We start from the raw sequence: 24,993 nt of genomic DNA, 5'->3' as shown, positions 1-24,993 counted from the left end.
ATGGACGTACGCGGCGTGCTGACCGAGGCGTTCGGCCGCACCACCGAGCTCTACGACGGCGTCGCCGACGGCCTCGACGAGGAGACGCTCGCGCACCGGCCTGACGGCACCGGCAACTCGATCGGCTGGTTGCTCTGGCACCTCGCGAGGGTGCAGGACGACCACGTCGCCGACCTCGCGCAGCAGCCGCAGGTGTGGGAGGAGTGGCAGGCCAGGGTCGGCCTGCCCAACGGGACCGACGACATCGGCTTCGGCCACACCACCGAGCAGGTCGACGCGATCCGGATCACCGACCTCGAGGCCCTGCTCGGCTACCACCACGAGGTCACGCTGGCGACGGCCCGCTACCTCCAGACCGTCGACGAGCGCGAGCTCGAGCGGGAGGTCGACCAGCGCTGGGACCCGCCGGTCACCGCGGGAGTCCGGCTCGTCAGCATCATCGGCGACTGCCTCCAGCACCTCGGACAGGCGGCTTACGTGAAGGGTCTGCTGAAGACTTAGCGAGCCGTTGAGGTTGCCCGGCGGCGGCGTTAGCGGGCGTTCGGCGAGAGTCGGTGGCGTTTGAGAACTCGGACCTGAGGAGCACCACGATGACCCGCACCAGCCGCCGCACCCGTCTCGCGACCGCCGCCGTGCTCGCGCCCCTCGCCTTCGGCCTGGTGGCCTGCGGCGACGACGACAGCGACGACACGACCACCACGAGCTCGTCGAGCTCGTCCACGGAAGGCGGGACCACGGCGACCCTCGAGGGTGACGTCGAGACCGCCGCCCAGACCGCGCTCGCCGAGGTCGACGGCACCGTCTTCTCCGTCGACGGCGACCCGCAGGGCTGGGACGTCACGATCGTGACGTCAGACGGTGTCGAGAACGACCTCGAGCTCGCTCCCGACGCCGCCAGCGTCACCCGCGGCCCGGACGCGGACACCAACGAGGACGCCGACGACACCGCGGAGATCGAGCGCCTGCTCGGCGTCGCGGTCGACTACGCCGCGGCCATGGAGGCAGCGCTCGGCGAGGTCGACGGCACCGTCACGGGTGTCGAGCTCTCCGAGGACGGCGGCACCGCCGTCTGGGAGGTCCAGCTCGACGAGGACACCCCGGACGAGGTGACCGTCGAGATCGACGCCGAGAGCGGCGACGTGCTGCGCACCGAGCAGGGCGACTGACCTTCGCCTGCATGCCTAGGGTGGCGACATGACCACCCGCTGGCTGTTCGGTGACCAGCTCGGCCCGCACTTCGTCGACGACCACCGCGGTCCGCTGCTGATGGTCGAGGCGAGGTCGGTCTTCCGGCGGCGACGCTTCCACCGGGCCAAGGCGCACCTCGTGCTCAGCGCGATGCGCCACCGCGCGGCCCAGCTCGGCGACCGGCTGGCGTACGTGAAGGCCGACACCTACGGCGAGGCGGTGCGTGACCTCGACGGCGACGTGGAGGTCGTGCACCCCACGTCGTACGCCGCGCTGGGGCTGGTCGAGCGGCTCGGCTGCCGCGTCCTCCCGCCGCGGGGCTTCGCGACGCCGCGCGAGGACTTCGAGCGCTGGGCCGACGGGCGGCGGGGCAAGCTGTTGATGGAGGACTTCTACCGCCGGGCACGCCTCGCCCACGGGGTCCTGGTCGACGGTGGCGACCCGGCCGGCGGCCAGTGGAACTTCGACCACGACAACCGAGAGCCACCGCCGAAGGGCGCGACCACGCTCGGCGTGAGCGACCCGTGGTGGCCGACGGAGGACGACATCGACGCCGAGGTGCGCGAGGACCTCGACCGCTGGGAGCGCGACGGCGACGTGCAGTTCATCGGCCGGGACGGCGACCGGCGCTTCCCCGCCACCCGGCGCGAGGCACTGGCGGCGCTGGACCACTTCGTGGAGCACCGGCTGCCGGAGTTCGGCGCCCACGAGGACGCGATCCTCGAGGGCGACCCGTGGATGGCGCACAGCCTCATCAGCGCCCCGATGAACCTCGGGCTCCTCGACCCGCTCGAGGTCGCCGAGCGGGCGGAGGAGGCGTACCGCAGCGGTGCCGCACCGATCGCCAGCGTCGAGGGCTTCGTGCGCCAGGTGATCGGGTGGCGCGACTACGTCTGGCACGTCTACTGGCACATGGGCGACGGCTACCGCCGCGAGAACGGGCTGCGCGCGACCGGGCGGATCCCGCAGTGGTTCGCCGAGCTCGACGGCGACGCGACCGACGCCCGCTGTCTCTCGCACACCCTCGACCAGGTGGCGACGTACGGCTGGGTGCACCACATCCCGCGGCTCATGCTGCTGGGGTCGTACGCCCTCCAGCGCGGGTGGGCGCCGACGCAGGTCACCGACTGGTTCCACCGGGCGTTCGTCGACGGCTACGACTGGGTGATGGTGCCCAACATCGTCGGGATGTCGCAGCACGCGGACGGCGGCCGGATGATGACCAAGCCGTACACCTCCGGTGGGGCGTACATCAACACGATGAGCGACCACTGCGGGTCGTGCCGCTTCGACCCGAAGGTGCGGGTGGGGGAGAACGCGTGCCCGTTCAGCGCGGGCTACTGGTGGTTCCTCGACCGGCACCGCGAGACCTTCGAGGCCAACCACCGGATGTCGCGGGCGGTGCGGGGGCTCGACCGGTTGAAGGACCTCGCCGAGCTGGTCGAGCAGGAGGACCGTCGGGGCAACCGGGCGCCCTAGCGGCAGGGGAGCGAGCCGAGCCGCGCCAGTCCCTCGCGGTCGCCGGGGCCGAGCTCGACCTGACCGGTGTTGTCGGAGTACATCAGCTCCATCGGCTCGCTGACGTGCCCGAGCCCGACGACGTGGGCGACCTCGTGCAGCACGATCGCCTCCATCACGCGCGGCTGCTGCGCGACGTTGGCAGCGGTGAACGCCTCCACGTCGAGCACCACGCTCCCGCTGACGTACCTCACCCGACCGCCCGGGCTCCGCTCGGCGACACCTCCGCCGACGCCGGCGACCGTGCCGCCGAGCTCCGGGTACTCGTCCGCGTCGCCCCACCCGAAGACGACCGGGTCGGGCCGGCCGAACAGCCTCACCCCGTCCGCGAACGGCCGGTCCTCGGTCTCGCCCTCGTCCTGGAACGCCAGCCCGGTCGCCGCGCTCACCCGGCGCAGCGCCTCGTCGACCAGCCTCCGACCGCCGGGTGGCGCGCCCGCGGGGTTGACCCGGAACCGGATCTCCTCGCACGGGTCCCACCCGACCGGATCGGTCGAGCCGGGCTGCGTCATCGCCCACGTGTACGTCCCACCCGCCCGCACGACGGTCGGTGCCGGCAGCGGCCGGTCGGGGCCGAGCCCGATCGCGCGGCGCACGGTCGCGAACTGGTCTGCGGGGTGCCAGGCCACGGCCGCCGTCACCAGGGCTGCGGTGACCAGCGCGGCGGCGATGGCGGGGGTGCGGGGCACCCGGACAGTGTGGCGGGTGGGTGGGGGTCCGTCAGGGGTTCGGAGGGCGCGGTGCGTGTGCAGGCGCCGACGAACGGACCGAACGGCGTGCTCCGCCGCCGGCTACGCGTGGCGGGCTGGCACCGGGTGGCGTTCGGTCCGTTGGTCGGGCGGGGCGGAGGGTCTCAGCGCTGGAGCCCGGCGTGTCGAGGCCGCGGTGCTCGTCGACCCGGTCCTAGTGCCTGTCGGTCTCGTCGGTCAGATGCTTGGCGACCCGAGTGTCGCTGGTCATCCGAACAGGCCGGCGACCTCGGCGCGCCCCCGGAGCTCCGGCCCGAGCCTGCTCAGGACGGCGGCTCCCTCCGGCATCGATGGAAGCATCTCGACGATGCCGACGTCGATCAGGTTGCGGACGTCGAAGTCGCCCTGGGTGAACTCCTGCTCCAGCCAGTCGATCACCTGTTGCGCGCGACGGGGCTCGGAACGGCTCATGCCATCGAGCCACCTCGCCACGTCTGCCATCAGCACGTAGGCGAGCAGCTCGCCCTCTTGGTCCTCGAGGTGCTCCCGGTGAATTGACGTCAGTTCAGGCACCGCCGAGACGAGTCGTTCGGTGAAGTCGGACTCAGCCGTCATGGAGGAGGCTCCTCAGCTCGTCGGCCAGCGCACGGGCCGTTTCCCGATCGGTCTGGCTCGCGTCGTCCCTCGTGCGGAGCCACCGCTCCAAGCCTCTCAGGATGTCGCGGCCCTTGCGCACGTGGTCCTTGCCGTGCACGAGGTCGCCGCTGGCGATCTCGTGGCGGATCGCGTCCATCGTGGTCCCGTCGCCGGTCCGGTTCGGCTGGGACACGCCCTTGAACAGCTGGTCCACGTAGTTGCTCAGCTTCGGGTCGTCCACGTCGGGTTTCGGGCGCCCCGGCAGCCGCGCACCCGGCAGCGACTTCCCGATGCTCCCCGCCTCGTCGCGCACCGGGATCCGGAGGAACCTCTCCACCCGCGCCCGCAGGTCCGCCAGCGCCTCGACCGCCCGCTCGATCCGGACCACGGCGGCCGCGGCGGCCGTACGCACCGCGGCGAGGATCGCGACGAAGCGCGGTGCCACGGTGCGGATCCGCGCGAGGGCGGCGGCCGTGGCCGCACCCCCGCCGAGACCGCCGGTCAGGCCGGTGACGAGTGCCGAGAACGCCACGCCCTCGACCGTCATCTGCGCGACCTCGGCGAGCAGGGCGCGGGTGCGATCGCGGGCCGCGGCGCCCGCGTCGGCGTAGTCCTCGCAGGCGGCGGCGAGGTCGCCGAGCTGCCAGGCGGTGTCGCCGACGATCGTGCCGAGGTCGGTGAGCGCGTCGACCGCGAGCGGGACCTCGGGCGAGCGTTGGTGCTCGAGCAGGCTCACGGCTGCGTCGAGGTGGTCGGTCAGCCCGGTGGTCGACGCGGCGGCGCGGCGCCAGGCCGAGGCGGCGGCGTGGAGCAGGCCGATGTCGGCGGACGGCCACACGAAGCCCTCGACCTGGTCGAGGATCCACCGGTCGACGGCGCCCAGCGAGGGCTCCTGTGCGCCGAGGCTCGAGGGTGGCACGGTCGGACGCACCCGGACGTACGCCCCCTCGTGCAGCGCGCCGCCGCCGTAGCCGAGCACCGGGTGCCCGGCGGCCGCGGACTCCGCTCGGGCGTGGTTCTCCCCGGTGCGGTCCAGGAGCCGCCCGGCACCGATGAAGGCGTGCGTGAGGTCGGCCAGCGCCGCGAGCGCCTCGCCGGCGGCGGGATCGTACGCCCGCGCGAAGTCGCTGCTGGTGGCGTCGTCACCGGCCATCCCGGCGCAACCGGAGAGCCTCGCGCCGAGGGACCCGGCCAGGACGGCGCTGGTCTGGTTCGCCGTCAGGCAGGCGTCCGCCGCCCGGGTGAACCCGCCGCACTCCACTGTGATCCGCACCCGTCCAGCCTCGACGCCGCCGTCCCGGGCCCACCAGTGGCAGGACGTGATCTGTGGAGAACGCGGCGCTGTCCACAGATCCGCGACGAGGCGTTTCCGCTCCCGACGGCTGCGGGCACCGTGGAGCCATGTCCTCCGACTCCCACGCCACCGGATGCATCCGCGTCGAGCCGCCCCTCAACGAGGACGAGCGCGACCACCTCCTCGACCTGCTCGACTCGGGCGGCACGCTGCGCGGCACCCCGACCGGACGCGGCGACCATGACGTCCCGTTCGCCCGTCTCGCGTGGGTGGTCTGCCCGGACGGCTGCTGCCTCGAGTGGGAGCCGGCGCTCGGGGGCGAGGTTCATGGCGGTCACGCTGCGCTTCGTCGTCGACCACCTCCTCAGACCGGGAGCCAAGGGGGAGGGGCGCGGGCGCTTCACCGGCTTCACCTTCGACCACGTCGTCAGCGGCGCGGCCATGGCACGACCCGACACGACGGGCACCGTGGTCCTCGTCCAGGCGCAGGACAACCTCGTGACCGAGAGGTCGTTCGCCGCTCCGTGCGCCGCGGCGCCGCGCGGGCCGCTCTCGCCCCCGGACCCCGGCCCGCGCCCGCCCAACGTGCTCGTCTTCCGTCCGCGCGGCGCGTGACCCGCGTGCGACGATGCCGCCATGTCCGGGGTTCTCGTCGTGCGCGAGGCCGGGTTCGCCCCGGTGAAGGGCATGCGGCACCTCGCGCTCCGGGCGGTCGACCTCGATGTGCGGGGAGCCGTCGGCAACCGCGCCTACTGCCTCGTCGACGTCGCACGGGCGCGCGTGCTCAGGACCGTCCAGCACCCGTCGCTCATCGCCATCACGGCGCGCGAGCTCGATGACGGCCTCGCGCTGACGCTGCCGACGGGGGAGACGGCGTACGCCCCGGCAGCTCCCGCTGGAGAGACGCTCAGGTGCGACTACTGGGGGCGTCAGGTCGGCCTCCTCCTCACCGAGGGGCCGCACGCCCAGCTCGCGTCGGACTTCCTCGGCACGGAGGTACGCCTGGCGCGGGCGCCGCGTGGAGGGGTCGTGTTCGCCGACCCCGTCACCGTGCTCACCACGGCGTCGCTCGAGGCGGTGGGGATGCGGGCGGAGTCCGCCCGCTTCCGCGCGACGCTGGTCGTGGAGACCGATGAGCCGTGGGTCGAGGACGACTGGGCCGGTCGGCTCATCACCGTCGGCGGCGCGACCCTGCGGGTCGGTGGTCCCGTCCCGCGATGCGCGGTGGTCGACCACCACCCCGTGACCGGCGTGAAGGACGTACGCCTCCTGAAGCGTCTGGTCCGGGAACGGCCGACCAACCGGGCCGGCGAGCCGATGTTCGGCGTCTACGCGACCGTCGTCGAGCCCGGCCGCGTCGACGTCACGCCGTGACGCGTGACCAGAGGTCGACGTTGGCCGCGGCCGCCGTCGTGTAGTGCCCGTCGGCCGCGGCGGCGATCCCGCGCAGACCGGCCAGCGCCGTCACCATCGCGGCGCAGTCGTCGCGCCACGAGGCGTACGCCGTCGCCTGGGCGTCGCGCGCCAGCCCGGACCAGCCGCCCGCGAGCCGCGTCTGCGCCTGGTCGATGTCACCAGCGAGGGCGAGGAGGTCGCGCTGGCACCCGGCGAGGTCGGCGACCGCCGCGCGCAGCTCGGCGAGGTCGACGTCGAACGCCGTCACCCGAGCCGCCCGGCCAGGTCGGCGGTGGTCGTCCCGGCAGCGCCGTCGGCACGGACGACGTCGGCCCGCGCACCGGGCAGCGCCGAGACGGCCGCGTCGAGGTCAGACACGACCGAGGCGGCGGCCGCGCTCCACACCTCCCACTCGTCGCGGAAGGCGGCGGCGGCCTCGCCGTGCCACGTGCGGAGGAGTCCTTCGACGGTGGCCTCCGCAGCGCGGCGGCGTGCGGCCAGGTCGTCGAGGCGTGCGGCCAGCGAGGCGGTCGCGGCCGCGTGCTCGGCGGGGTCGATGTGCAGTGTTCCCGAGACGATCATGCGCCGATCCTGTCGACCGGCGTGCCCGGGCCGCCACCCCGCGCGGGCGATCTGTGGAGAACCCCGGCGCCCGCCGACCTCTGCACCCGAGATCCCTGCTTTGCACCCGGGACCTGGACCTGTGAGCAGGGTGGTCACCGGACATCCGGTGACTCCAGAGGACCCGCGACCCCGCGCTGCACCGCTCGACGCTGGTTCGACGACGTCCGAGGCCAGGAGTCGCTGGTCCACAGCGGCGACCGGACCGTGTCCGAGGCCAGCCTCGCCTTACTTGAACGGGTCAAGAAAAGGCGGTTGAGTGAGGTCATCACGACATCACGGACCCACTCGAGAGGAAGCGCCATGACCCAGACGGCCACCACGACCCGCGCCCCCCGCACCTCCCACGCCGCCTTCCAGGCCTCCGACCGGCTCGCCGGGCACCTGCAGCAGCTGCTGGTCGACCTCACCGACCTGCACCTGCAGGGCAAGCAGGCCCACTGGAACGTCGTCGGCAAGAACTTCCGCGACATGCACCTCGTCCTCGACGAGGTCGTCGAGGCGGCCCGCGGCTTCTCCGACGACATCGCCGAGCGCATGCGCGCGGTCTACGCCACCCCGGACGCCCGGTCCGCGACGATCGCCGCGCAGACCTCGCTGCCCGAGTTCCCCGCCGGGGAGGTCAACACCGGTGACTGCGTGGACCTCATCGTCGCCGCGATCTACGCCGTGGCCGGCACCGGCCGCCGGATCCACGACGAGGTCGACGAGGAGGACCCGACCACCGCGGACCTCATCCACACCGTCCTGGAGCGCCTCGAGCAGCTCGCGTGGATGATCGACTCGGAGAACCGCGTCGCCAACAGCGCCCGCCCGCGCTCCTGGAGCGAGTGACGGCGCCTCACAGCCTCACGCAGCACCGACGATCTCGACGAAGGGGCCGGCCCGACGGGCCGGCCCCTTCGCCGTGCTCGAGGCAGCGAGGTCGGGCGGGGTCGGGGGTCAGGCGAGGAGCGACGGCAGCAGCGAGTCGACGCGGCCGGTGAGGACCGACAGTGCGTCCTCGCGCCTCCCGGCCGGGCCGGTGGCCCACAGCAGCAACGTCTGGGCGAACAGTCCGTCGAGCATCCCGTAGGTCGTGGCCGGGTCGAGCGCGGGCGGTCGGCCCGCGAGCTCGGCGTAGCGCGTGACGACCCGCCAGATCATCTCCTCCAGCTGGCCGTCGATGTCGAGCACCACCTCGCGCAGCGCCGGCTCGAACATCGACTGGTTGCGCAGGTCGTACCAGAGCTGGTGCATCGGACCCTCCTCGCGGATGGTCTCGGCCAGCTTGGCGGCGAAGCGCGTACGCAGCTCGTCGTCGGAGGTCGAGGACGCCACGATCGCGTCGTAGCGCGTCACGCACGTGCGCTTGTAGTAGCGCACGCAGTAGGTGATCAGCTCCTCCTTGCTGGAGAAGTAGTAGTGCACGACGCCGTGCGAGAACGGCGAGTGCTGGGCGATCTCGCGCAGCGAGGTCTTGGCGTAGCCCAGCTTCCCGAGCGTGACCAGGGCCGACTCGGCGAGCTGGTCGCGCCGGTCCTCGTGCTTGCTCGCGCGCGCGGCCGCCGACGCGACCGGGTCGGCGACGGAGGCGGAGCGAGGGGCGGGCACCACCACAGCGTACGCGCCGGGCGGCGGTCGGGCGGGCATCATCCGCGTTGTCTTGACACGTGACCGAAGTTTGTCTTGACAGTCGTCAAGATGTCGGGTCAGTGTGAGGTCCATCACTCGACGGACGCTGACAACCGCACGAAGGAGACCTCGATGACCGCAACCGACCTGACCGGACGCGTCGCACTCGTGACGGGAGGTGCCCAGGGCCTGGGGGAGGGGATGGCCCGTGCGCTCGCTGCGGCCGGGGCGAAGGTGATGATCGCCGACATCGACGAGGCGGGAGCCGACACCGCGGCCTCCCTCGGTGATGGCCACGGGTTCGTACGCCTCGACGTGACCGACGACGCCGGCTGGGAGTCCGCGACCGTGGCCACCGTCGAGCGGCTCGGCGGCCTCGACGTCCTCGTCAACAACGCCGGGATCGAGATCAGCAGCCTCATGACCGAGGTGCAGACCGACGACATCCGCAAGATGCTCGACGTCAACGTCCTCGGCACCGCGCTCGGGCTCAAGCACGGCCTGCGCACTATGCGTCCCGGCGGCGCCGCCGGCAAGGGCGGGTCGATCGTCAACATCGCGTCGGTCGCGGCGACGATCGCCTTCCCGGCGATCTCGATCTACTCCGGCACCAAGTCCGCGGTGGACCGGATGACGAAGGTCGCCGCGATGGAGTCGGGCAAGCTCGGCTACGGCGTACGCGTCAACTGCGTCTACCCCGGCCTCGTGCCGACCGCGATGGGCGCCGGCCTGGCCAACGACATGGCCGAGCTCGGGCTCTACCCCAGCGTCGAGGCCGCCATCGGGGCCGTCGTCGAGCTGACCCCGTCGGGCCGTCTCGGCGAGGTCGAGGACATGGCCGACGCCGTGGTCTTCCTCGCCTCCGACCAGTCCCGCTTCGTCAACGGCATCGGCCTCCCGGTCGATGGCGGCATGGGCATGTGAACCGGAAGCCACGAGGAGACAGCCATGGGTGAGAAGAAGGTCGTCGTCTACGGAGCGTCCGGCTACACCGGCCGCCTGATCTGCGAGTACCTCCGCGAGTACCACGTCCCGTTCGTCGCGGCGGGCCGCAGCCAGGAGAAGCTCGAGTCGTCCCTGGCGACGAACGTCGCCGGCATCGAGACCGCCGACTACGAGATCCGCACGGTCGACCACGACGTGGAGAGCATCGCCGAGCTCCTCGACGGTGCCGCGGTCGTGCTCAACACCGTCGGCCCGTTCAGCACCCTCGGGCCGACGGTCGTCGAGGCCGCGCTCAGGGCGGGCGTCCACTACACCGACACCACCGGTGAGCAGGACTGGCTGATGGCGTGCGACGAGCAGTGGGGGGAGCAGTACGCCGAGGCGGGCCTGCTGCTCTCGCCCGGCATCGCGCAGATGTACACCACCGGCGAGATCGCCGCGCAGCTGTGCCTGGAGAAGCCCGGCCTCGACACCCTCGACATCGCGGTCTTCTGGGGAGGCTCGCCGACCATCGCGTCGACCGAGACGATCCTGGTCAACGCGGCGTCGTCCGCGGCGCACTTCCTCGAGCAGAACGCCTACGTCCCCTTCGACCCCGGCCAGGGACTCGTCCCGCTCGTGGTCCCCGGCCAGCACGAGCTCGCCCAGTCGCTGCCGTGGGGCGGCACGTCGCACCCGGTGTGGTTCAAGCGCGACCCGCGCGTGGCCAACTGCAAGGCCCAGGGCGGGGTCTTCAACGCAGCCCTGATGAACGGGGTGCCGCAGATCGTCGCGGGCGCGCTCGAGGCGACCAAGGACATGAGCGCCGACGACCGGGCCGCCGCCCTCACCGCGACGGCCCGCCAGGTGATGGACCAGATGCCGCCGCGCGAGAACCCGCGGGTCAACAAGTCGCTCGACTCGGTGCACGCGTCCGGGCCGCTGGGCCGCGCGCACTGCGTCATCCACGGCAACTCCAACTACAAGCAGACCGGCCTGATGCAGGCGTACGCCGCCTACTCCCTGCTCCAGCAGCCGCCGCGGCGCGTCGGCTTCGCGTCGGGCTGTCAGGCGTTCGGCCACCACGAGCTGCTCGGCGTCCTGCGCACGTTCGGCCTGGTCTCGCCGCCGGTGCTCACCACCCAGGACTGAGCCGGACCGGCATGCGGCTCCACGACTACCTCGACAAGGGCGCGAGCCTCGGCCCGGAGCGACCCTGCCTGACCACGGACGGCACCTCGATGTCGTACGCCGACGTGGTGGCGCTGTCGCACCGGGTCGGGGCCGCCCTGCTCGGGCGCGGCCTCCGCGCGGGGTCGCGCGTCGCGATCCTGTCGGCCAACGACCCCGTGGCGTTCACCTGCGTCTTCGGGATCAGCCGGGCCGGCGGGGTGTGGTGCCCGGTCAACCCGCGCAACGAGGCCGCCGAGAACCAGGAGCTCCTCGAGCTCTTCGGCGCCGAGGTCGTGCTCCACCAGGCGGCGTTCTCGCCGCTCGTCGCCGCGATCCGCGACCACCTGCCGCAGGTCCACACGTGGGTCTGCCTCGACGGGGACGACGCGGGGTCGCTGACCCTCGCCGACTTCCTCTCCTCGGGCACCGCACAGGTTCCCGAGCGCCCCGGACGCCCCGGTGCCGACGAGCTCGCGATGCTGGTCGGCACCGGCGGCACCACGGGTCGGCCCAAGGGCGTGATGCTCACGCCGACCAACCTCGAGACGATGACCGCGCTGACCCTGATGGGGTACCCGTTCGACGGCCCGCCGGTCTACCTCGCCCTCGCCCCGCTCACCCACGCCGCCGGGGTGCTCTGCTTCCCCGTGCTCTCGCTGGGCGGCGAGGTCGTCATCATGCGTACGCCCGACGTCGGCGGGTTCCTGCGGCTGCTGCAGGAGCACCGGGTGACGCACACGTTCCTGCCGCCGACGCTGATCTACATGGTGCTCGGCAGTCCCGACCTCGACTCCACGGACACGAGCAGCCTGCAGTGCTTCTGGTACGGCGCGGCGCCGATGTCGGCGTCCCGCCTCGAGGAGGCGCTGCGTCGCATCGGTCCCGTCATGGCACAGCTCTTCGGGCAGACCGAGGCGCCCATGATGATCTCGATGATGCCGCCGCGCGACCACCTCCGACCGGACGGCTCGGTGGCCACCGAGCGACTCACCAGCGCGGGCCGGCCGGCACCGCTGGTCACCGTCACGATCCTCGACGAGGACGACAGGCCCGTGCCGGTGGGGCAGCGCGGCGAGATCTGCGCCCGCTCGTCGCTGGTGATGGCCGGCTACTGGCAGGACCCCGACGAGACCGCGCGGACGCTGCGCAACGGCTGGCTGCACACCGGCGACATCGGCTTCCTCGACGAGGAGGGCTTCCTCCACATCGTCGACCGGGCCAAGGACATGATCATCACCGGTGGCTTCAACGTCTACTCGACCGAGGTCGAGCAGGCCGTCCTGGCGCACGGGGCGGTGCAGGACTGCGCCGTCGTCGGGCTGCCCGACGAGAAGTGGGGCGAGCGGGTCGTGGCCGTGGTGCAACCGCACGCGGGCGCGACCGTCGACCCCGTCGAGCTGACGGCCTTCGTGAAGGCGCGGATCGGGTCGGTCAAGGCGCCGAAGGAGGTGCACGTCTGGCCGGACCTGCCCCGGTCCAAGGTCGGGAAGGTCCTCAAGACCGAGATCAAGGGGCAGATCGGGGCGCCGGCGGGCTGACCGCGACCTCCTCGCGGGCGAGGTCGATCGCACCGAGCAGCGAGGACAGCGCGTCCACCACGTCGTGCGCGGCGTCGTCCACCTCGCGCCACCGGTGCTGGTGCTGCACGACCGGGTTCTCCCGCCATGCCTCGACCAGTGCGTCGACCGCGTCCTGTGCGGACCTTCGCCGGGCCTCGATCTCGGCCAGGCGGGCCGAGAGACGGCCCGAGGCGCTCGCTCGATCGACGCTGTCGGCGGTGAGGTAGCCGGAGAGGATCATGAGGGACCTCTTCCCCGAGCCCGCACCCGTGACACGTCGCTTGAGAGTTGCTGGACGGAACCATGACGGCGTCTTGCCGGTGGAGCACCCTAAGGTGGGGTGAACCCCCAGACTCGGAGGCACTCCTCGTGGACACCATGACCCCCGCGTACGGCTCGGGGACGCTGCTGCTCATCGCGGCGGTCGCCGTCGCCGTGCTGCTCGTCCTCATCATCGCGCTGCGCATGCACGCGTTCGTCGCGCTCGTGCTCGTCAGTCTCGGCACCGCGGTCGCTGCGGGCGTACCCGTCGCGGACGTGCCGACGATCTCCATCGCCGCGTTCGGCAGCACCCTCGGAACGGTGGCGCTGCTCGTCGGGCTCGGCGTCATGATCGGCCGGCTGCTCGAGGTCACCGGCGGCGCGCAGGTGCTCGCCGACACCCTCGTCAGCCGCTTCGGCGAGAAGCGCGCCCCGATGGCGCTCGGCATCGCGTCGCTGCTGTTCGGCCTGCCGATCTTCTTCGACGCCGGCCTGGTGGTGTTCCTGCCGATCATCTTCTCGGTCGCCAAGCGGTTCGGCGGGTCGGTGCTGATGTACGCCCTGCCGTCCGCGGGCGCGTTCGCCGCGATGCACGCCATCGTCCCGCCGCACCCCGGTCCGGTCACCGCAGCGACGGAGCTCGGCGCCAGCATCGGCCTGACGCTGCTCGTGGGTGTAGTGATCGCCGTGGTCGCGTGGTTCGTCGGCGTCTACGTCGTGACGACGTCCTGGCTCGGGAAGATCCACGTCCCGATCGACGACTCGGTCCTCACCGGGGGCCGCGAGGCCGACCACGACGACCCGCCCAGCTTCGGCCACGTGCTCGCGATCCTCCTGCTGCCCCTGGTGCTCATCGGTCTCAACACGGTGCTCACCACGCTGCGCACCAACGGCTCGATCGCCGAGGAGGGGACCTTCGTGGACGTGATCGTCTTCGTCGGTCAGACGCCCGTGGCGCTGCTCATCGCCCTGCTGGTCGCGACCTACACGCTGGCGGTCAAGCGCTACTCGCGCGAGGAGGTCGAGACGCTGCTCAACGACGCGCTCGGCCCGATCTGCGCGATCATCCTCATCACCGGCGCGGGCGGCATGTTCGGCGGCGTGCTCCGCTACAGCGGCATCGGCGACGCGCTGTCCGACTCGCTCGCCGACCTCGGCCTGCCGCTCATCGTGAGCGCCTTCGTCATCGCCACCATCCTGCGGGTCGCGCAGGGCTCCGCCACCGTCGCCCTGACGACGACGGCCGGCCTGCTGTCGGCCGGTGTCGCCGCGGCCGACCCGTCCGGCCTCCAGCTCGTCGCGCTGGTGCTCGCGATCGCCGCGGGCGCGACCGTCCTGTCGCACGTCAACGACTCGGGCTTCTGGCTCGTGAGCCGCTTCTTCGGGATGGACGTGAAGACCACGCTGCGGACCTGGACCGTCATGGAGACCACGCTCGGCGTCTCGATCTTCGTGCTGGCGCTCGGCATCTGGGCGATCGGATGACGCAGCCCCCGCTCCACCTCGTGTTCATGGGCGTCTCGGGGTCCGGGAAGTCCACCATCGCCCTCGCCGTCCAGGAGCGGCTCGGGTGGGAGATGGCCGAGGGGGACGACTTCCACCCTCCGGAGAACGTCGCCAAGATGCGCGAGGGCATCCCGCTCACCGACGCCGACCGGTGGGGCTGGCTCGGCTCCCTGGCCGACTGGACCGCCGAACGCGACGCCCGCGGGGAGTCGACGATCATCACGTGCAGCGCGCTGCGCACGGCCTACCGCGACGTGCTCCGACGCGGTGGTGAGGGCACGTTCTTCGTGCACTGCACGGGCGACAAGCACCTCATCCTCGACCGGATGAACGCGCGCGAGCACTTCATGCCGCCGAGCCTGCTCGAGTCGCAGCTCGACACCCTCGAGCCGCTGCAGCCGGGCGAGGAGGGGATGGACGTCGATCCCGCACTCCCCGTCGACCGGATCGCTGCGCTGGTGCTCGCCCGGCTCGGGCTGGACGGCTGAGGTCATCGCGGAGGGGTCAGTTCAGGACGACGATCCCGGCGGTGAGGGCCGTCGCGAAGCAGGTCCACGCGAGGTACGGCACGAGCAGCCACGCGGCCGCGCGGACGCGGGACCAGGCCAGCACGACCAGCGCAGCCACCGCGACGTCGAGCAGGATGATGTCGACCAGCGCGAGGACGTACTGGTCGGCTGAGAAGAACAGTGGTGTCCACGCGAGGTTGAGCACGAGCTGCGCCGCCCACAGCCACATCACCCGGTCCCAGCCGCCGGCGCGCCACAGCAGCCAGCCGGCGACACCGATGAAGAGGTAGAGCACCGACCACACCGGGCCGAACAGCCACGCCGGCGGCGCGAACGGAGGCAGGTCGAGGGCGGCGTAGGTCGACCGCGCCGACGACGCCGCGAGCCCGCCGGCCCCCGCCACGACGGTCACCGCGGCGATGAAGGGGATCAGCGTCCACCAGCGACGGGCGGGCGGCACGAGGGGGACGTCCCGGGAGGTCATGTCCTCCATCATGCCGCCCGGCCCTCAGCGCCTCCGGCGTGCGCGGAGGACGGCGTCGGCGATGTCGATCGGCTCGCCGGTCTCGGGGTGCGCCTGGGTGCGTGGCCGCGACTCGCACACCTCCACCTCCCAGCCGTCGTCCAGCGCCGGGAGCAGCTGGTCGGCGGTGTGCATGAAGGAGTGGTGGCCGTGGCGCAGGCCGGTGTGGACGTCGCTCGGAGCGTGGCCGACCACGAGCAGCGTCCCGCCCGGGGCGACGGCGGCGGCCAGGCGGCGTACGACGTCCACCATCCCGCCGTCCGGCAGGTGCACGAAGTGCGAGGTGACCAGGTCCCACTGCTCGCCGTCCGCCTCGAAGGCCCTCACGTCGAGGCGTCGGGTCTCGACGCGGTCGGCGAGGCCTGCCTCGGCGGCGTGCTCGGCGACCCGCGCCAGCGCGGCCTCCGCGAAGTCCGACGCCGTGACCTGCCAGCCGCGCGCGGCCAGCCACAGCGCGTCGCCGCCCTCGCCGCACCCGACGTCGAGGGCGCGGCCGGGGGCGAGGTCGGCCGCCTCGGCCTCGAGCTGGGGGTTGACCTTGCCGCTCCAGACCTTGTCGCCGGAGTAGCGCTCCTCCCAGGCCGGCTGCTCGAAGAAGCCGTCGCGGTAGGCGCGCACGGCCTTCGCTGCGTCGGCGCCCGCGAGCTCGGCGTTGATCCACGCGCCGACGCGGGTGCCGTGGGCGGCCGAGGCGACCAGGATCATCGCGATGTCGGTCGCGTTGCCGGCGGCGAAGACGCCCGGCACGGACGTGGCGCCGGTGCCCGGCTCGACCTCGATCACCGAGCCGAAGGCGATGCCGTTCATCTCGAACGGTTTCGGCTCGATGCCCATCGGCGCCAGGAAGTCGGCGCGGACGTGCGGCTGGGACGCCACGACGATCGCGTCGCGCTCGAGCACCGAGCCGTCGGCCAGGCGCAGGCCGACGAGCCGGTCGCCCTCGGTCACGACCTCCTGCGGGGTGCCGTGGGCGAAGCGCACGCCGATGGCCCCGAGCCTCTCCACCTCCTCGTCGGGGAGCTCGACGCCGTCGTGCACGACGACCACGACGTCGTCGGTCAGCTGGCGGAACAGCAGGGCCTGATGTCCCGCCATCGGGGTGGTCGCCAGCACGGCGACCGGCCGGTCCCGGACCTCCCACCCGTGGCAGTAGGGGCAGTGCAGCACGTCCTCGCCCCACCGCGCGGCCAGCCCCGGGACCTCCGGCAGCTCGTCGACGACGCCGCCCGTGACCAGCACCCGGCGCGCCCGGAAGCGGCGGCCGCCCTGCGTGGTGACGAGGAAGTCGTCGACCTCGCCGGACAGGCCGACCACGCGGTCGGGCACGACCTCGACGCCGTACTGCGCGACCTCCGCCCGCCCGGTCTCCAGCAGCTCGAGGGGCGGTACGCCCTCGCGGCCGAGGTAGTTGTGGGCGTGGTCGGCGGGTGCGTTGCGGGGCTCGCCGGCGTCGATCACCAGCACCGACCGCTTCGACCGGCCGAGGGCCATCGCACCGCTCAGGCCGGCGGCGCCGCCACCGACGACGACGACGTCGTAGGACTCAGGAAGGGACTTCTCGCTCATGGTGACGATGATGGGCGCCGCCTCGCGATATTGACAAACATTCTTGCTGTAATGGCAAACTGGCGTCATGGACGACGCAGGAGTGCTCCGCGGGGTCGGCCCCCGCCTCCGCCAGCTCCGGCTCGAGCGCGAGGCCACCCTCACCGACCTCGCCGAGGAGACCGGTATCTCGGTGAGCACGCTGTCGCGGCTGGAGTCCGGCCAGCGCAAGCCCACCCTCGAGCTGCTGCTGCCCCTGGCGCGGGCGCACCGGGTCGCGCTCGACGAGCTCGTCGACGCCCCGGAGACGGGCGACCCGCGGGTGCGGTCCAAGCCGGTCGTGCGGCACGGTCGTACGTTCATCTCCCTCACCCGCCGCCCCGGCGGCCTCCAGTCGTTCAAGATGGTCCTGCCGGTGGACGACGATCCCGGCCCGGGCCTCAAGACCCACGAGGGCTACGAGTGGCTCTACGTCCTCAGCGGCCGGGTGCGCCTCATCCTCGGCACCAAGGACCTCCTGCTGGAGCCGGGCGAGGTCGTCGAGTTCGACACGCGTACGCCCCACTGGGTCGGCAACCCCGGGCCGGCGCCGGCTGAGGTGCTGGCGATCTTCGGGCCGCAGGGCGAGCGGATGCACGTCCGCTCCTGAGGCCGCCGCGGGGTTTGCGGTCGTCCCGATCTGGACAGGCTCCACCGCGCACGGCGGGCCGCCCGGCCCGCCTCGACCCACGGGGGGACCATGCGCAGCGAGCTGTTCGACCAGGCCAACCAGGAGAACCCGACCACCGCGCGGTTCAGCCTGCACCACCGCAAGACCCTGCGGGCGGTGCTCGGCGAGCCGGTGCTGGCGGCCAAGGGGTCGATGGTCGCCTTCCAGGGGCAGGTGAGCTTCGAGCACAAGTCGGCGGGCTCGATCGGCAAGATGATGCGCCGCCTCGTCACCTCCGAGGACACGCCGCTGATGACGGTGGCGGGCCAGGGCGAGGTCTTCTTCGCCGACACCGCCAAGGACATCTTCCTCGTCGAGCTCGAGGGCGACGGGCTGTCGGTCAACGGCACCTCGCTGCTCGCGATGGACGCGAACCTCGAGTACGACGTCCACCGCGTCAAGGGCGCCGGGATGATGAGCGGCGGCATGTTCAACACCCTGATCCAGGGCCAGGGCACCGTCGCGCTCACGAGCGACGGGCAGCCGCTGATCCTCGACTGCTCGCAGGTGCCGACCTACGTCGACATGAACGCCGCCGTCTGCTGGTCGGCCAACCTCCAGCCGCAGGTCGTCAGCTCGATGAACATGCGCTCGATGCTGCGCGGCGGCACGGGGGAGGCGTTCCAGTACGCCTTCCACGGCCCGGGCTTCGTGGTCGTCCAGCCGTCCGAGGGTCCGGTCGTCCCGCCGCACAGCCACGGCTCGGGCGGCTGAGCCGCGCCCGGGCGTACGCAGGGCGTACGCAGGGCGTACGCAGGGGTGAGGACACCCGTGCGTCGCCCTGCCACGGTGGATGCATGGCGATCCGCACAGGCACGACCGTGAAGTGGAAGTGGGGCTCGTCGTGGGCCGAGGGCACCGTGAAGGAGGTCCACCACGACGACGTCTCGCGCACCACGAAGGGTGAGAAGATCACCCGCCACGGCAGCGACGACGACCCGGCGTACGTCATCGAGCAGGAGGACGGCACCACCGTGCTCAAGCTGCAGAGCGAGGTCGAGCGGGCCTGAGCCCTGCTCGCGCGGCGGGATGCTTCGCACCCGGGATCCCTGCCCACAGGTAGAGATCTGCACCTGTAGGCAGGGCGGTCACCGGATATCCGGTGACTCCGGGGATGGCGAGGCCCGTCAGCCCCAGATCGCGGCCGCCCACTCCGGGTGGTCGATGAACGGGTTGCGGTTGCCCTGCCACTGGGCGTGGATGCGGTCGTTGCGCCGCATCTCGAAGGCGTCCACCGGGTCGGCGGCGCTCCACGCCATGAGCGTCTCGAGGTCGCCGATCCGCGAGGGGGACGAGCCGACGGTCGAGCTCATCTCCAGGTCGGTGAAGCCGTCGCCGCCCTCGTAGCGGATCGCCATGTAGAACAGCATCCGCGCGACGTCGCCCTTGACCGCGTCACGCGGCTCGAAGGAGTCGGCGTCGGTCCAGCAGTCCGAGCAGCCGGACACGGCCGAGCCGCCGTCGTCGAAGTCCTTGTTGCCGCGGGTGGAGTTGACCGCGACGTCCTCGGGCCGGATGTGGTGGAGGTCGGTGCCGGGGCCGGCGCTGGTGGTGAAGCCCCCGCGCGACTGCGCCCACACGTGCTCACGGTTCCAGTTGCCGGTGCTCCCGCCGTTGCTGCTCTTCGGGATCGAGCGGCCGGTGTAGAGCTCGATGACGTTGGCGGAGTTGCCCGGGTCCTGGTCGGTGTCCTTGAGCGCGGTCCAGACCGCGTCGTAGGACAGCTTCGTGTTCCCGTCGATGATGTCGTGCAGCGACGTGCGCAGCGCCGCGCCCGTCCTGCCGATCGCGGGCGCGTAGTAGGTGGAGTCCCACGGGCTGATGCCGCCGGCCGGGGGCGGGTCCGTCGGGCTGCCGGCCCCGGCAGCGGCGAACGCCGTCGTGCCGGTCATGCCGGGGTGGGAGAAGTACGCCGCGAGCGCGCCCGTGACGTCGACCTGCGTGCCCAGGAGCGACGGGTTGGACCTCAGCCCCCACTGGGTGCGGAACGCCGCGGGGACCTGGACGTACAGCATGGACGACGTGCTGGTCTGCGACGGCGAGTCGGCGATGGCCAGCGCGTAGTCGCTGGGGAAGCCGGAGCGTACGACCGTGCTGGTGGCGGTCGGCTGCCCGACCACGTAGCCGCGCACGGTCTGCGTGGCCCCGGTCTGCTGGCCGATCGCCTGACCGACGGTGAGGGGAGCGGCGGCCGCTGCCGGCACCGCCGCCGGCAGCACCACCAGCGACAGGACGAGGGCGACGGAGGATGCGAGGGCGGCCGCGAGCGACCGGCCCTTCCCGAGATGAAGGGTCATGGCGCTGCAGCCTGCCCCAACTCGGGGCCCTGCGGAAGGGCGAGGAGTGAACGGCAGGCGACGTCCCTGCGCGTCGGTCCCTGTTCCCCATACACCCTTGCTCAACAGTTCTGCGAAAACGCCACGGAATGTCGCGGGACTCCTTAAGTTGAGTCTGCTCCGGTCCAGCCGGTGCGTTCGTCGTAGCAGCCCACCCCCAAACGCGAGGCACACATGACTCAGGATGCAGCCCAGCCCCGAAAGGGCGCGGGTCTCTCGGTCGCCGGCTGGCCGCTGGGCCGGAAGATGGCCCTGGCGCTGGCGATCCCGCTGCTGCTGGCCGCCGTGCTCGGCGCCCTGCGCGTGTCCGGCGACTACGGCGACTCCCGCCAGGCGTCGCGCAGCGCGCAGCAGGTCACCATCATCGAGCCCGCGATCGGCTACCTCACCGCCTCCGAGGCCGCCATGGTCGCCGCGCAGTCGGACAGCGCCGCCAGCCAGGGCGACCTGATCGACTCGATCGACGACATCGTGTCCGGAGCCGAGACCCTGGTCGCCGCACGCGACACCGCCGACCTCGACGAGCTCCAGACCGCGCACGTCAACGCGCTGCTCGACCTCAGCCAGGCCATGCGCGGCGACGGTGCCGAGAACCTCGGCCCCGCCACCTGGATCGCCCTCGTCCGGCAGCTCGAGTCCAGCGTCTCGCAGCTCATCACCAGCGTGAACGCCGCCCAGGAGACGCCCGAGCCCCGCCTCGAGCAGCTCTCCCAGGTCATGAGCGGCCGCCTGTCCCTCGCCCTGCAGCAGGGCCTGCTCGCCACGACGCTGTCCCAGTCCAGCTCGCAGGAGCTCTTCTCGGAGATCGGCGTGGAGGCGGCGGCCATCGACCGTCTCGCCGGGTCCGTCGAGGGCGCCGAGGACCAGACGTCCCTGCTGCGTACGCAGAACACCGCGCACGCCGGCCAGATCCGCGACGACGCCGCGACGGACCTCGACGGCCGTGACGCCTACGCCCCCTACGACCAGCTCACGACCACGCTCGTCAGCGGCGTCACCGACTCCCTCGACGAGGCCGCCTCCGACGCCCAGCGCAACGCCCTCGTGGGCGCCGTGCTGACGCTGCTGGCCCTGGCCGCCGCGATCGCCCTGGCCTTCTTCATCGCCCGCAGCCTCCTCGGCCCGATCGGCAAGGTCCGCGAGGGCGCCCTCGCCGTCGCCCGTCACCGCCTGCCCGACGCCGTCGCCCGGATCCGGGCCGGCAAGGAGCCGGAGCCGATCCAGACGATCGACGTCCACACCAACGAGGAGATCGGCCAGGTCGCGCGAGCGGTCGACGACCTCCACCGCCAGGCCATCCACCTGGCCTCCGGCGAGGCCCAGCTCCGCCAGACCGTCAACGCGATGTTCGTGACGCTCTCGCGCCGCTCGACCTCCCTGGTCAACCAGCAGCTCGCGCAGATCGAGCGCCTCGAGCACGACGAGGAGGACCCCAAGCGCCTCGAGTCGCTGTTCCGCCTCGACCACCTCGCCTCGCGCATGCGCCGTACGGCCGACTCGCTGCTGATCCTCGCCGACGCGCCGAACCGCGCCGCCGGTCAGTTCAGCCTCACCGTCGGCGAGGCCCTCCAGGCCGCGACGTCCGGTGTGCAGGACTACCAGCGGGTGCAGATCCTGTCGCACCTCAACACCCGCGTGGGCGACGAGGCCGCGGCGGACGTGGTCCACCTGCTCACCGAGCTGGTCGACAACGCGCTGACCTACTCGCCGCCCGCCGAGCCCGTGCGGCTGGCCGCCAAGCTCGGTGCCGACGGCGTCACCGTCACCATCACCGACTCCGGCCTCGGCGTCCCGCCGGCCGAGCTCGAGCAGCTCAACAACGACCTCCAGCACGGTGCCGAGGCCACGCCCGACACCGCCCGCCGCATGGGCCTGTTCGTGGTCTCGCGCCTCGCCGAGCGCCACGGCATCGACGCCAGCCTGTCGCGCAACCCCGGCGGCGGCATGACCGCCATGGTCCTCCTGCCCGCCTCGGTCCTTCCCGACCTGCCGCAGGCCCCGGCTCAGGCCCCGGCCGCCGAGTCCGTCGCCGCGCCGGCCGGTGTCGCCGAGGTGCTCGACAGCGGTGCCGTCACCTCGCCGGTCCTGTCCAAGCGTGAGTCCCGCAACCTGGCCCGCCAGCAGAAGGCAGAGGCCAAGGCCGCCGAGCGCGCCGCCGCCGCCGAGGCGAAGGCCGCGCGCAAGGACGCGAAGGAGGAGTCCGACCTCGAGCCGGCCGCCCCCGTCGCGAGGACCGCCGAGCCCACCCCGGCGCCTGCCGCCGCGACGACGCCGGCCCCTGCGGCGCGTGCCGAGGAGGCCCCCGTCGCCTCCGCCGGCATGTCGGAGCCCACGCCGGACCGTCCGCCGCTCGGCAGCCTGCTGCCGCGTCGCGACCCCGGCGCCAACATGCCGCGCACCGGTGCCGACGCGTTCCTCCCGCCGGAGACCTCCGGCGCGACCGGGCCGCTGTTCGGCAAGCGGGGCACGCCTGCCGCCGAGACCAGCGAGGCCGCCTCCACGGCGTCGGAGTCGGCGGAGAGCCGTGCGGAGAAGGTCGCCCGCGTCGTGCCGATCACGGCGCTGGCCGCCCGCCAGCGTGCGCAGGCCGAGCAGGAGGCGCGCAGCGCCGAGACCACGCCCGAGGTCCAGACGCCGGTGCAGCCGGAGGTCCAGGAGCCGGTCGCAGAGCAGCCCGTCGTCGAGCCGCCCGTCGCCGAGGAGCAGGCCCCCGAGGTCCAGCCCGAGGTCACCGAGCCCGTCACCGAGCCCGTCACCGAGTCCGTCACCGAGTCCGTCACCGAGCCCGTCGCCGAGGCGCCGGCGGAGAGCGTCGAGGAGTCCACCCGGGCCTTCGACCCGCTGTCCGACCCGCTGCCGACCCTGGCCGACCCGGAGCCCGAGCCGGAGCCCGTCGTCGAGCCCGAGCCGGTCGCCCAGGCCGACGAGGACGAGGTCGAGTTCGACCGCAACGACCCGCTCGGACTGGGGACCCCGGCCAGCTCGCCGCAGCCGGCGTCCTCCGAGCCGGTGGTCGACCCGGAGCCCGTCGCCGAGCCGGTCGCCGAGCCGGTCGCCGAGCCGGTCGCCGAGGAGCCCGTCGTCGAGCCCGAGCCGCTGGCCGACCCGGTCCAGGCGTACGAGCCGCCCACCACGCCGTACCAGCCCGAGGCTCCCCTCGAGCACAGCAACGGGCACGCCAACGGGCACAGCAACGGTCACTCCAACGGTCACTCCAACGGTCTGAGCAACGCCGAGCCCGCACGGGCCGGTGGCGAGTCGCCGATCTTCAAGTCCATGCGTTCGGGCTGGCTGACCGGTGACGCGAGCCAGATCCACGAGACCGAGGTCGACCGCGGGTGGGAGATCGCCGAGCACGTGGCCGAGGAGGCGCCCGCCGCCGACCCGACCGCCGTGGGACTCCCGCGACGTGCCCCCGGGGAGCGCCTCGTCCCCGGTAGCGTGACCCCGCCCACGACCACCAAGACACGTGACCCCGAAGCGATCCGCCGCCGGCTCCAGGCCCACAAGGCCGGGGTCAGCCGCGGTCGAGCAGCCGCCCAGAGTTCCACCCAGCACACGGAAGCAGGCCCCGCATGACGCACGATTCCTTCGCCGCCCCCGCCGCCACCGGCACGGCTGGTGACGACCGAGACCTCGACTGGGTGATGTCGCGCTTCGTCGACGACGTCCCCGACGCCGCGCACGCGATCCTCGTGTCCGCCGACGGCCTCCTCATGGCCTCGAGCACGAGCATCCCGGGCGAGCGTGCCGAGCAGGTCGCCGCCGTGTCCTCCGGACTCGCCAGCCTCGCGGTGGGCGCCGCCCGCCTGTTCGAGGGCGGTTCGGTGATGCAGACCATCGTCGAGATGGAGATGGGCTTCCTCATGCTGATGAGCGTCGGTGACGGGTCGAACCTCACCGTCCTCACCACCGAGGAGGCCGACATCGGCCAGGTGGGCTACGAGATGGCCCTGCTGGTGGACCGCGTCGGACGTACCGTCGAGGCCCAGGCCCGCGTCGGTACGGGCGGCTGACCGGCCCAGCGACATGACGCCGCCTGTCGAGCCCGAGGACGAGGGCTACCGCCCCCGCCTCGTCCGCTCCTACACCCTCACCGCCGGACGGACGGCCGCCAAGGTCGAGCTGGCCATGGAGGCCACGCTCCGTCTGCAGGCAGGTGCGGAGGCGCCGGCCCTGTCGCCGTCAGCCGCGCAGGTTCTCGAGGTCTGCGACCGGCGTTCCGTGGCCGAGGTGTCGGCCCTCACCAAGATGCCGATCGGCGTCACCCGGGTGCTGCTGGGTGACCTGATCGAGCAGGGCCTGGTCCGCATCCAGGCCACCATCACCGACAAGACGTCGACAGATGAGCGCCTCGAGCTCATCGAAAGGACCCTCCGTGGACTTCGAAACTACTAAGGCACAGCGCGCGGCTGCGTCGACGAAGATCGTCATCGCAGGCGGCTTCGGTGTCGGCAAGTCGACGTTGGTCGGCGCCGTCTCGGAGATCGACCCGCTGCGCACCGAGGCGCTCGTGACCAACGAGTCCGAGGGCGTCGACGACCTGGCTGCCGTGCCGACCAAGGCCACCACCACGGTCGCGATGGACTTCGGTCGACTGACGCTGGCGGAGGACCTGGTCCTCTACCTCTTCGGCACGCCCGGCCAGCGCCGCTTCTGGTTCATGTGGGACGACCTCTGCCGGGGCGCCATCGGCGCCATCGTGCTGGTCGACGTGGCCCGTCTCGACGAGTCGTTCTCGCCGTTGGACTACTTCGAGTCCAAGGGCATCCCCTTCATCGTCGCCGTCAACGAGTTCGACGGCGTGCCGCGCTACCCCGCCGAGGAGATCGCTGCCGCGCTGGCCCTGCCCGCCGACATCCCGATCATCAGCCTCGACGCTCGCGACCGCGAGCAGGCCAAGGGTGCGCTCGTGAAGATCACCGAATACGCCCTCATGCGACTGCGCGAGTCGCTCACCGTGAATGCGAACTGACGCCATGAACCGCACGAC

At 72.4% G+C, this 24,993-nt stretch carries 28 protein-coding genes; 18 read left to right on the top strand and 10 right to left on the bottom strand.

The features are described from left to right. From F4692_RS03675 to F4692_RS03665, 3 genes are all read left to right on the top strand, one after another. A complete protein-coding gene (locus F4692_RS03675) occupies window positions 1-501 on the top strand; it encodes a mycothiol transferase (protein ID WP_179618254.1) in 501 nt (166 codons plus the stop codon). 89 nt (window positions 502-590) lie between these two features. Beyond that, window positions 591-1,166, top strand: coding sequence for a PepSY domain-containing protein (locus tag F4692_RS03670; protein ID WP_179618253.1), 576 nt, complete (start codon window positions 591-593; stop codon window positions 1,164-1,166). A 28-nt stretch (window positions 1,167-1,194) separates the two neighbouring features. Beyond that, the gene (locus F4692_RS03665; protein WP_179618252.1) at window positions 1,195-2,667 is read left to right on the top strand and encodes a cryptochrome/photolyase family protein; all 1,473 of its coding nucleotides are present in this window, start codon (window positions 1,195-1,197) and stop codon (window positions 2,665-2,667) included. Here the strand turns inward: F4692_RS03665 and F4692_RS03660 are convergent. From F4692_RS03660 to F4692_RS03650, 3 genes are all read right to left on the bottom strand, one after another. Next, window positions 2,664-3,395 carry a matrixin family metalloprotease gene (locus F4692_RS03660; protein ID WP_179618251.1) on the bottom strand — a complete coding sequence of 244 codons (732 nt, stop codon included), beginning with the start codon at window positions 3,393-3,395 and terminating at the stop codon, window positions 2,664-2,666. The two genes, F4692_RS03665 and F4692_RS03660, sit on opposite strands and share 4 nt — an antisense overlap. A 267-nt stretch (window positions 3,396-3,662) precedes the next feature. Then, window positions 3,663-4,010: a DUF7674 family protein gene (locus F4692_RS03655; protein WP_179618250.1), complete on the bottom strand. Its 348-nt coding sequence runs from the start codon at window positions 4,008-4,010 to the stop codon at window positions 3,663-3,665. Then, on the bottom strand, window positions 4,000-5,304 hold the full coding sequence (locus F4692_RS03650) for a hypothetical protein (RefSeq protein WP_179618249.1): 1,305 nt from the start codon (window positions 5,302-5,304) through the stop codon (window positions 4,000-4,002). The genes F4692_RS03655 and F4692_RS03650 overlap by 11 nt, the downstream gene beginning before the upstream one ends. A gap of 348 nt (window positions 5,305-5,652) precedes the next feature. Here F4692_RS03650 and F4692_RS03645 point away from each other — a divergent pair, with 348 nt between their 5' ends. Then, complete coding sequence (locus F4692_RS03645) at window positions 5,653-5,940, top strand: hypothetical protein (protein WP_179618248.1); 288 nt, start codon at window positions 5,653-5,655, stop codon at window positions 5,938-5,940. Window positions 5,941-5,961: 21 nt separating this feature from the next. Next, window positions 5,962-6,699 carry an MOSC domain-containing protein gene (locus F4692_RS03640; RefSeq protein ID WP_179618247.1) on the top strand — a complete coding sequence of 246 codons (738 nt, stop codon included), beginning with the start codon at window positions 5,962-5,964 and terminating at the stop codon, window positions 6,697-6,699. Here the strand turns inward: F4692_RS03640 and F4692_RS03635 are convergent. Further along, window positions 6,689-6,988 carry a WXG100 family type VII secretion target gene (locus F4692_RS03635; protein WP_179618246.1) on the bottom strand — a complete coding sequence of 100 codons (300 nt, stop codon included), beginning with the start codon at window positions 6,986-6,988 and terminating at the stop codon, window positions 6,689-6,691. The genes F4692_RS03640 and F4692_RS03635 overlap by 11 nt on opposite strands. After that, the gene (locus F4692_RS03630; protein ID WP_179618245.1) at window positions 6,985-7,302 is read right to left on the bottom strand and encodes a WXG100 family type VII secretion target; all 318 of its coding nucleotides are present in this window, start codon (window positions 7,300-7,302) and stop codon (window positions 6,985-6,987) included. Before F4692_RS03630 ends, F4692_RS03635 begins: the two co-directional genes overlap by 4 nt. Before the next feature lie 342 nt (window positions 7,303-7,644). On the opposite strand from F4692_RS03630, the gene F4692_RS03625 reads away from it, so the two are divergent. Then, a complete protein-coding gene (locus F4692_RS03625; protein WP_179618244.1) occupies window positions 7,645-8,175 on the top strand; it encodes a Dps family protein in 531 nt (176 codons plus the stop codon). A 108-nt stretch (window positions 8,176-8,283) separates the two neighbouring features. Here F4692_RS03625 and F4692_RS03620 read toward each other — a convergent pair whose 3' ends face one another. Beyond that, window positions 8,284-8,934 (bottom strand): TetR/AcrR family transcriptional regulator, encoded by a 651-nt coding sequence (locus F4692_RS03620; RefSeq protein WP_308645147.1) that lies wholly within the window; start codon window positions 8,932-8,934, stop codon window positions 8,284-8,286. Between the two features lie 153 nt (window positions 8,935-9,087). Here F4692_RS03620 and F4692_RS03615 point away from each other — a divergent pair, with 153 nt between their 5' ends. The 3 genes from F4692_RS03615 to F4692_RS03605 are packed head-to-tail and all read left to right on the top strand — an operon-like array spanning window position 9,088 to window position 12,590. Continuing rightward, window positions 9,088-9,879: an SDR family NAD(P)-dependent oxidoreductase gene (locus F4692_RS03615; RefSeq protein WP_179618242.1), complete on the top strand. Its 792-nt coding sequence runs from the start codon at window positions 9,088-9,090 to the stop codon at window positions 9,877-9,879. A gap of 24 nt (window positions 9,880-9,903) precedes the next feature. Next, window positions 9,904-11,031: a DUF5938 domain-containing protein gene (locus tag F4692_RS03610; RefSeq protein WP_179618241.1), complete on the top strand. Its 1,128-nt coding sequence runs from the start codon at window positions 9,904-9,906 to the stop codon at window positions 11,029-11,031. 11 nt (window positions 11,032-11,042) lie between these two features. After that, a complete protein-coding gene (locus F4692_RS03605; protein ID WP_179618240.1) occupies window positions 11,043-12,590 on the top strand; it encodes an acyl-CoA synthetase in 1,548 nt (515 codons plus the stop codon). Here F4692_RS03605 and F4692_RS03600 read toward each other — a convergent pair. Beyond that, window positions 12,559-12,852, bottom strand: a complete 294-nt coding sequence (locus F4692_RS03600) for a hypothetical protein (RefSeq protein WP_179618239.1) — start codon at window positions 12,850-12,852, stop codon at window positions 12,559-12,561. The two genes, F4692_RS03605 and F4692_RS03600, sit on opposite strands and share 32 nt — an antisense overlap. A 137-nt stretch (window positions 12,853-12,989) precedes the next feature. Between F4692_RS03600 and F4692_RS03595 the strand changes: the two genes are divergently transcribed. After that, on the top strand, window positions 12,990-14,357 hold the full coding sequence (locus tag F4692_RS03595; protein ID WP_257029630.1) for a GntP family permease: 1,368 nt from the start codon (window positions 12,990-12,992) through the stop codon (window positions 14,355-14,357). Further along, entirely contained in the window at window positions 14,354-14,866 is a 513-nt protein-coding gene (locus F4692_RS03590) for a gluconokinase (protein WP_179618237.1), read from the top strand. The genes F4692_RS03595 and F4692_RS03590 overlap by 4 nt, the downstream gene beginning before the upstream one ends. Window positions 14,867-14,882: 16 nt before the next feature. Here the strand turns inward: F4692_RS03590 and F4692_RS03585 are convergent, their stop codons facing one another. Both F4692_RS03585 and F4692_RS20910 read right to left on the bottom strand, forming a co-directional pair. Next, entirely contained in the window at window positions 14,883-15,371 is a 489-nt protein-coding gene (locus F4692_RS03585; RefSeq protein ID WP_218858139.1) for a TspO/MBR family protein, read from the bottom strand. 24 nt (window positions 15,372-15,395) lie between these two features. Beyond that, window positions 15,396-16,976: a bifunctional NAD(P)/FAD-dependent oxidoreductase/class I SAM-dependent methyltransferase gene (locus F4692_RS20910; protein WP_179618236.1), complete on the bottom strand. Its 1,581-nt coding sequence runs from the start codon at window positions 16,974-16,976 to the stop codon at window positions 15,396-15,398. A gap of 67 nt (window positions 16,977-17,043) precedes the next feature. Between F4692_RS20910 and F4692_RS03575 the strand changes: the two genes are divergently transcribed. The 3 genes from F4692_RS03575 to F4692_RS03565 all read left to right on the top strand — a co-directional run bounded on the left by F4692_RS03575 (window position 17,044) and on the right by F4692_RS03565 (window position 18,674). Then, on the top strand, window positions 17,044-17,604 hold the full coding sequence (locus F4692_RS03575) for a helix-turn-helix domain-containing protein (protein ID WP_179618235.1): 561 nt from the start codon (window positions 17,044-17,046) through the stop codon (window positions 17,602-17,604). 90 nt (window positions 17,605-17,694) lie between these two features. Then, complete coding sequence (locus F4692_RS03570; protein WP_179618234.1) at window positions 17,695-18,378, top strand: AIM24 family protein; 684 nt, start codon at window positions 17,695-17,697, stop codon at window positions 18,376-18,378. Window positions 18,379-18,461: 83 nt separating this feature from the next. Continuing rightward, window positions 18,462-18,674 carry a hypervirulence associated TUDOR domain-containing protein gene (locus tag F4692_RS03565; protein WP_179618233.1) on the top strand — a complete coding sequence of 71 codons (213 nt, stop codon included), beginning with the start codon at window positions 18,462-18,464 and terminating at the stop codon, window positions 18,672-18,674. 117 nt (window positions 18,675-18,791) lie between these two features. On the opposite strand, the gene F4692_RS03560 is transcribed toward F4692_RS03565, so the two are convergent. Continuing rightward, entirely contained in the window at window positions 18,792-19,961 is a 1,170-nt protein-coding gene (locus tag F4692_RS03560; RefSeq protein ID WP_179618232.1) for an endonuclease, read from the bottom strand. A 213-nt stretch (window positions 19,962-20,174) separates the two neighbouring features. On the opposite strand from F4692_RS03560, the gene F4692_RS03555 reads away from it, so the two are divergent. Genes F4692_RS03555 through F4692_RS03540 form a run of 4 tightly spaced genes read left to right on the top strand, consistent with a single transcriptional unit; the run spans window position 20,175 to window position 24,975 of the window. Beyond that, window positions 20,175-23,579: a sensor histidine kinase gene (locus F4692_RS03555; RefSeq protein WP_179618231.1), complete on the top strand. Its 3,405-nt coding sequence runs from the start codon at window positions 20,175-20,177 to the stop codon at window positions 23,577-23,579. After that, window positions 23,576-24,016, top strand: a complete 441-nt coding sequence (locus F4692_RS03550; RefSeq protein ID WP_179618230.1) for a roadblock/LC7 domain-containing protein — start codon at window positions 23,576-23,578, stop codon at window positions 24,014-24,016. Before F4692_RS03555 ends, F4692_RS03550 begins: the two co-directional genes overlap by 4 nt. 13 nt (window positions 24,017-24,029) lie before the next feature. Further along, window positions 24,030-24,398, top strand: coding sequence for a DUF742 domain-containing protein (locus tag F4692_RS03545; protein ID WP_179618229.1), 369 nt, complete (start codon window positions 24,030-24,032; stop codon window positions 24,396-24,398). Then, entirely contained in the window at window positions 24,379-24,975 is a 597-nt protein-coding gene (locus F4692_RS03540; protein ID WP_308645146.1) for a GTP-binding protein, read from the top strand. Before F4692_RS03545 ends, F4692_RS03540 begins: the two co-directional genes overlap by 20 nt. Window positions 24,976-24,993 lie beyond the last annotated feature (18 nt).

The organism is Nocardioides cavernae, from assembly GCF_013410035.1.
Classification (GTDB): domain Bacteria; phylum Actinomycetota; class Actinomycetes; order Propionibacteriales; family Nocardioidaceae; genus Nocardioides; species Nocardioides cavernae_A.
Note: the sequence above shows the minus strand (reverse complement) of the source record. Positions and strands in the feature narration are given on the sequence as shown.

Coding starts and splice junctions, on each gene's coding strand:
- F4692_RS03675 (WP_179618254.1), top strand. CDS start 1: ATGGACGTACGCGGCGTGCTGACCGAGGCGTTCGGCCGCACCACCGAG.
- F4692_RS03670 (WP_179618253.1), top strand. CDS start 591: ATGACCCGCACCAGCCGCCGCACCCGTCTCGCGACCGCCGCCGTGCTC.
- F4692_RS03665 (WP_179618252.1), top strand. CDS start 1,195: ATGACCACCCGCTGGCTGTTCGGTGACCAGCTCGGCCCGCACTTCGTC.
- F4692_RS03655 (WP_179618250.1), bottom strand. CDS start 4,010: ATGACGGCTGAGTCCGACTTCACCGAACGACTCGTCTCGGCGGTGCCT.
- F4692_RS03645 (WP_179618248.1), top strand. CDS start 5,653: ATGGCGGTCACGCTGCGCTTCGTCGTCGACCACCTCCTCAGACCGGGA.
- F4692_RS03640 (WP_179618247.1), top strand. CDS start 5,962: ATGTCCGGGGTTCTCGTCGTGCGCGAGGCCGGGTTCGCCCCGGTGAAG.
- F4692_RS03630 (WP_179618245.1), bottom strand. CDS start 7,302: ATGATCGTCTCGGGAACACTGCACATCGACCCCGCCGAGCACGCGGCC.
- F4692_RS03625 (WP_179618244.1), top strand. CDS start 7,645: ATGACCCAGACGGCCACCACGACCCGCGCCCCCCGCACCTCCCACGCC.
- F4692_RS03615 (WP_179618242.1), top strand. CDS start 9,088: ATGACCGCAACCGACCTGACCGGACGCGTCGCACTCGTGACGGGAGGT.
- F4692_RS03610 (WP_179618241.1), top strand. CDS start 9,904: ATGGGTGAGAAGAAGGTCGTCGTCTACGGAGCGTCCGGCTACACCGGC.
- F4692_RS03605 (WP_179618240.1), top strand. CDS start 11,043: ATGCGGCTCCACGACTACCTCGACAAGGGCGCGAGCCTCGGCCCGGAG.
- F4692_RS03600 (WP_179618239.1), bottom strand. CDS start 12,852: ATGATCCTCTCCGGCTACCTCACCGCCGACAGCGTCGATCGAGCGAGC.
- F4692_RS03595 (WP_257029630.1), top strand. CDS start 12,990: ATGACCCCCGCGTACGGCTCGGGGACGCTGCTGCTCATCGCGGCGGTC.
- F4692_RS03590 (WP_179618237.1), top strand. CDS start 14,354: ATGACGCAGCCCCCGCTCCACCTCGTGTTCATGGGCGTCTCGGGGTCC.
- F4692_RS03585 (WP_218858139.1), bottom strand. CDS start 15,371: ATGACCTCCCGGGACGTCCCCCTCGTGCCGCCCGCCCGTCGCTGGTGG.
- F4692_RS20910 (WP_179618236.1), bottom strand. CDS start 16,976: ATGAGCGAGAAGTCCCTTCCTGAGTCCTACGACGTCGTCGTCGTCGGT.
- F4692_RS03575 (WP_179618235.1), top strand. CDS start 17,044: ATGGACGACGCAGGAGTGCTCCGCGGGGTCGGCCCCCGCCTCCGCCAG.
- F4692_RS03570 (WP_179618234.1), top strand. CDS start 17,695: ATGCGCAGCGAGCTGTTCGACCAGGCCAACCAGGAGAACCCGACCACC.
- F4692_RS03565 (WP_179618233.1), top strand. CDS start 18,462: ATGGCGATCCGCACAGGCACGACCGTGAAGTGGAAGTGGGGCTCGTCG.
- F4692_RS03560 (WP_179618232.1), bottom strand. CDS start 19,961: ATGACCCTTCATCTCGGGAAGGGCCGGTCGCTCGCGGCCGCCCTCGCA.
- F4692_RS03555 (WP_179618231.1), top strand. CDS start 20,175: ATGACTCAGGATGCAGCCCAGCCCCGAAAGGGCGCGGGTCTCTCGGTC.
- F4692_RS03550 (WP_179618230.1), top strand. CDS start 23,576: ATGACGCACGATTCCTTCGCCGCCCCCGCCGCCACCGGCACGGCTGGT.
- F4692_RS03545 (WP_179618229.1), top strand. CDS start 24,030: ATGACGCCGCCTGTCGAGCCCGAGGACGAGGGCTACCGCCCCCGCCTC.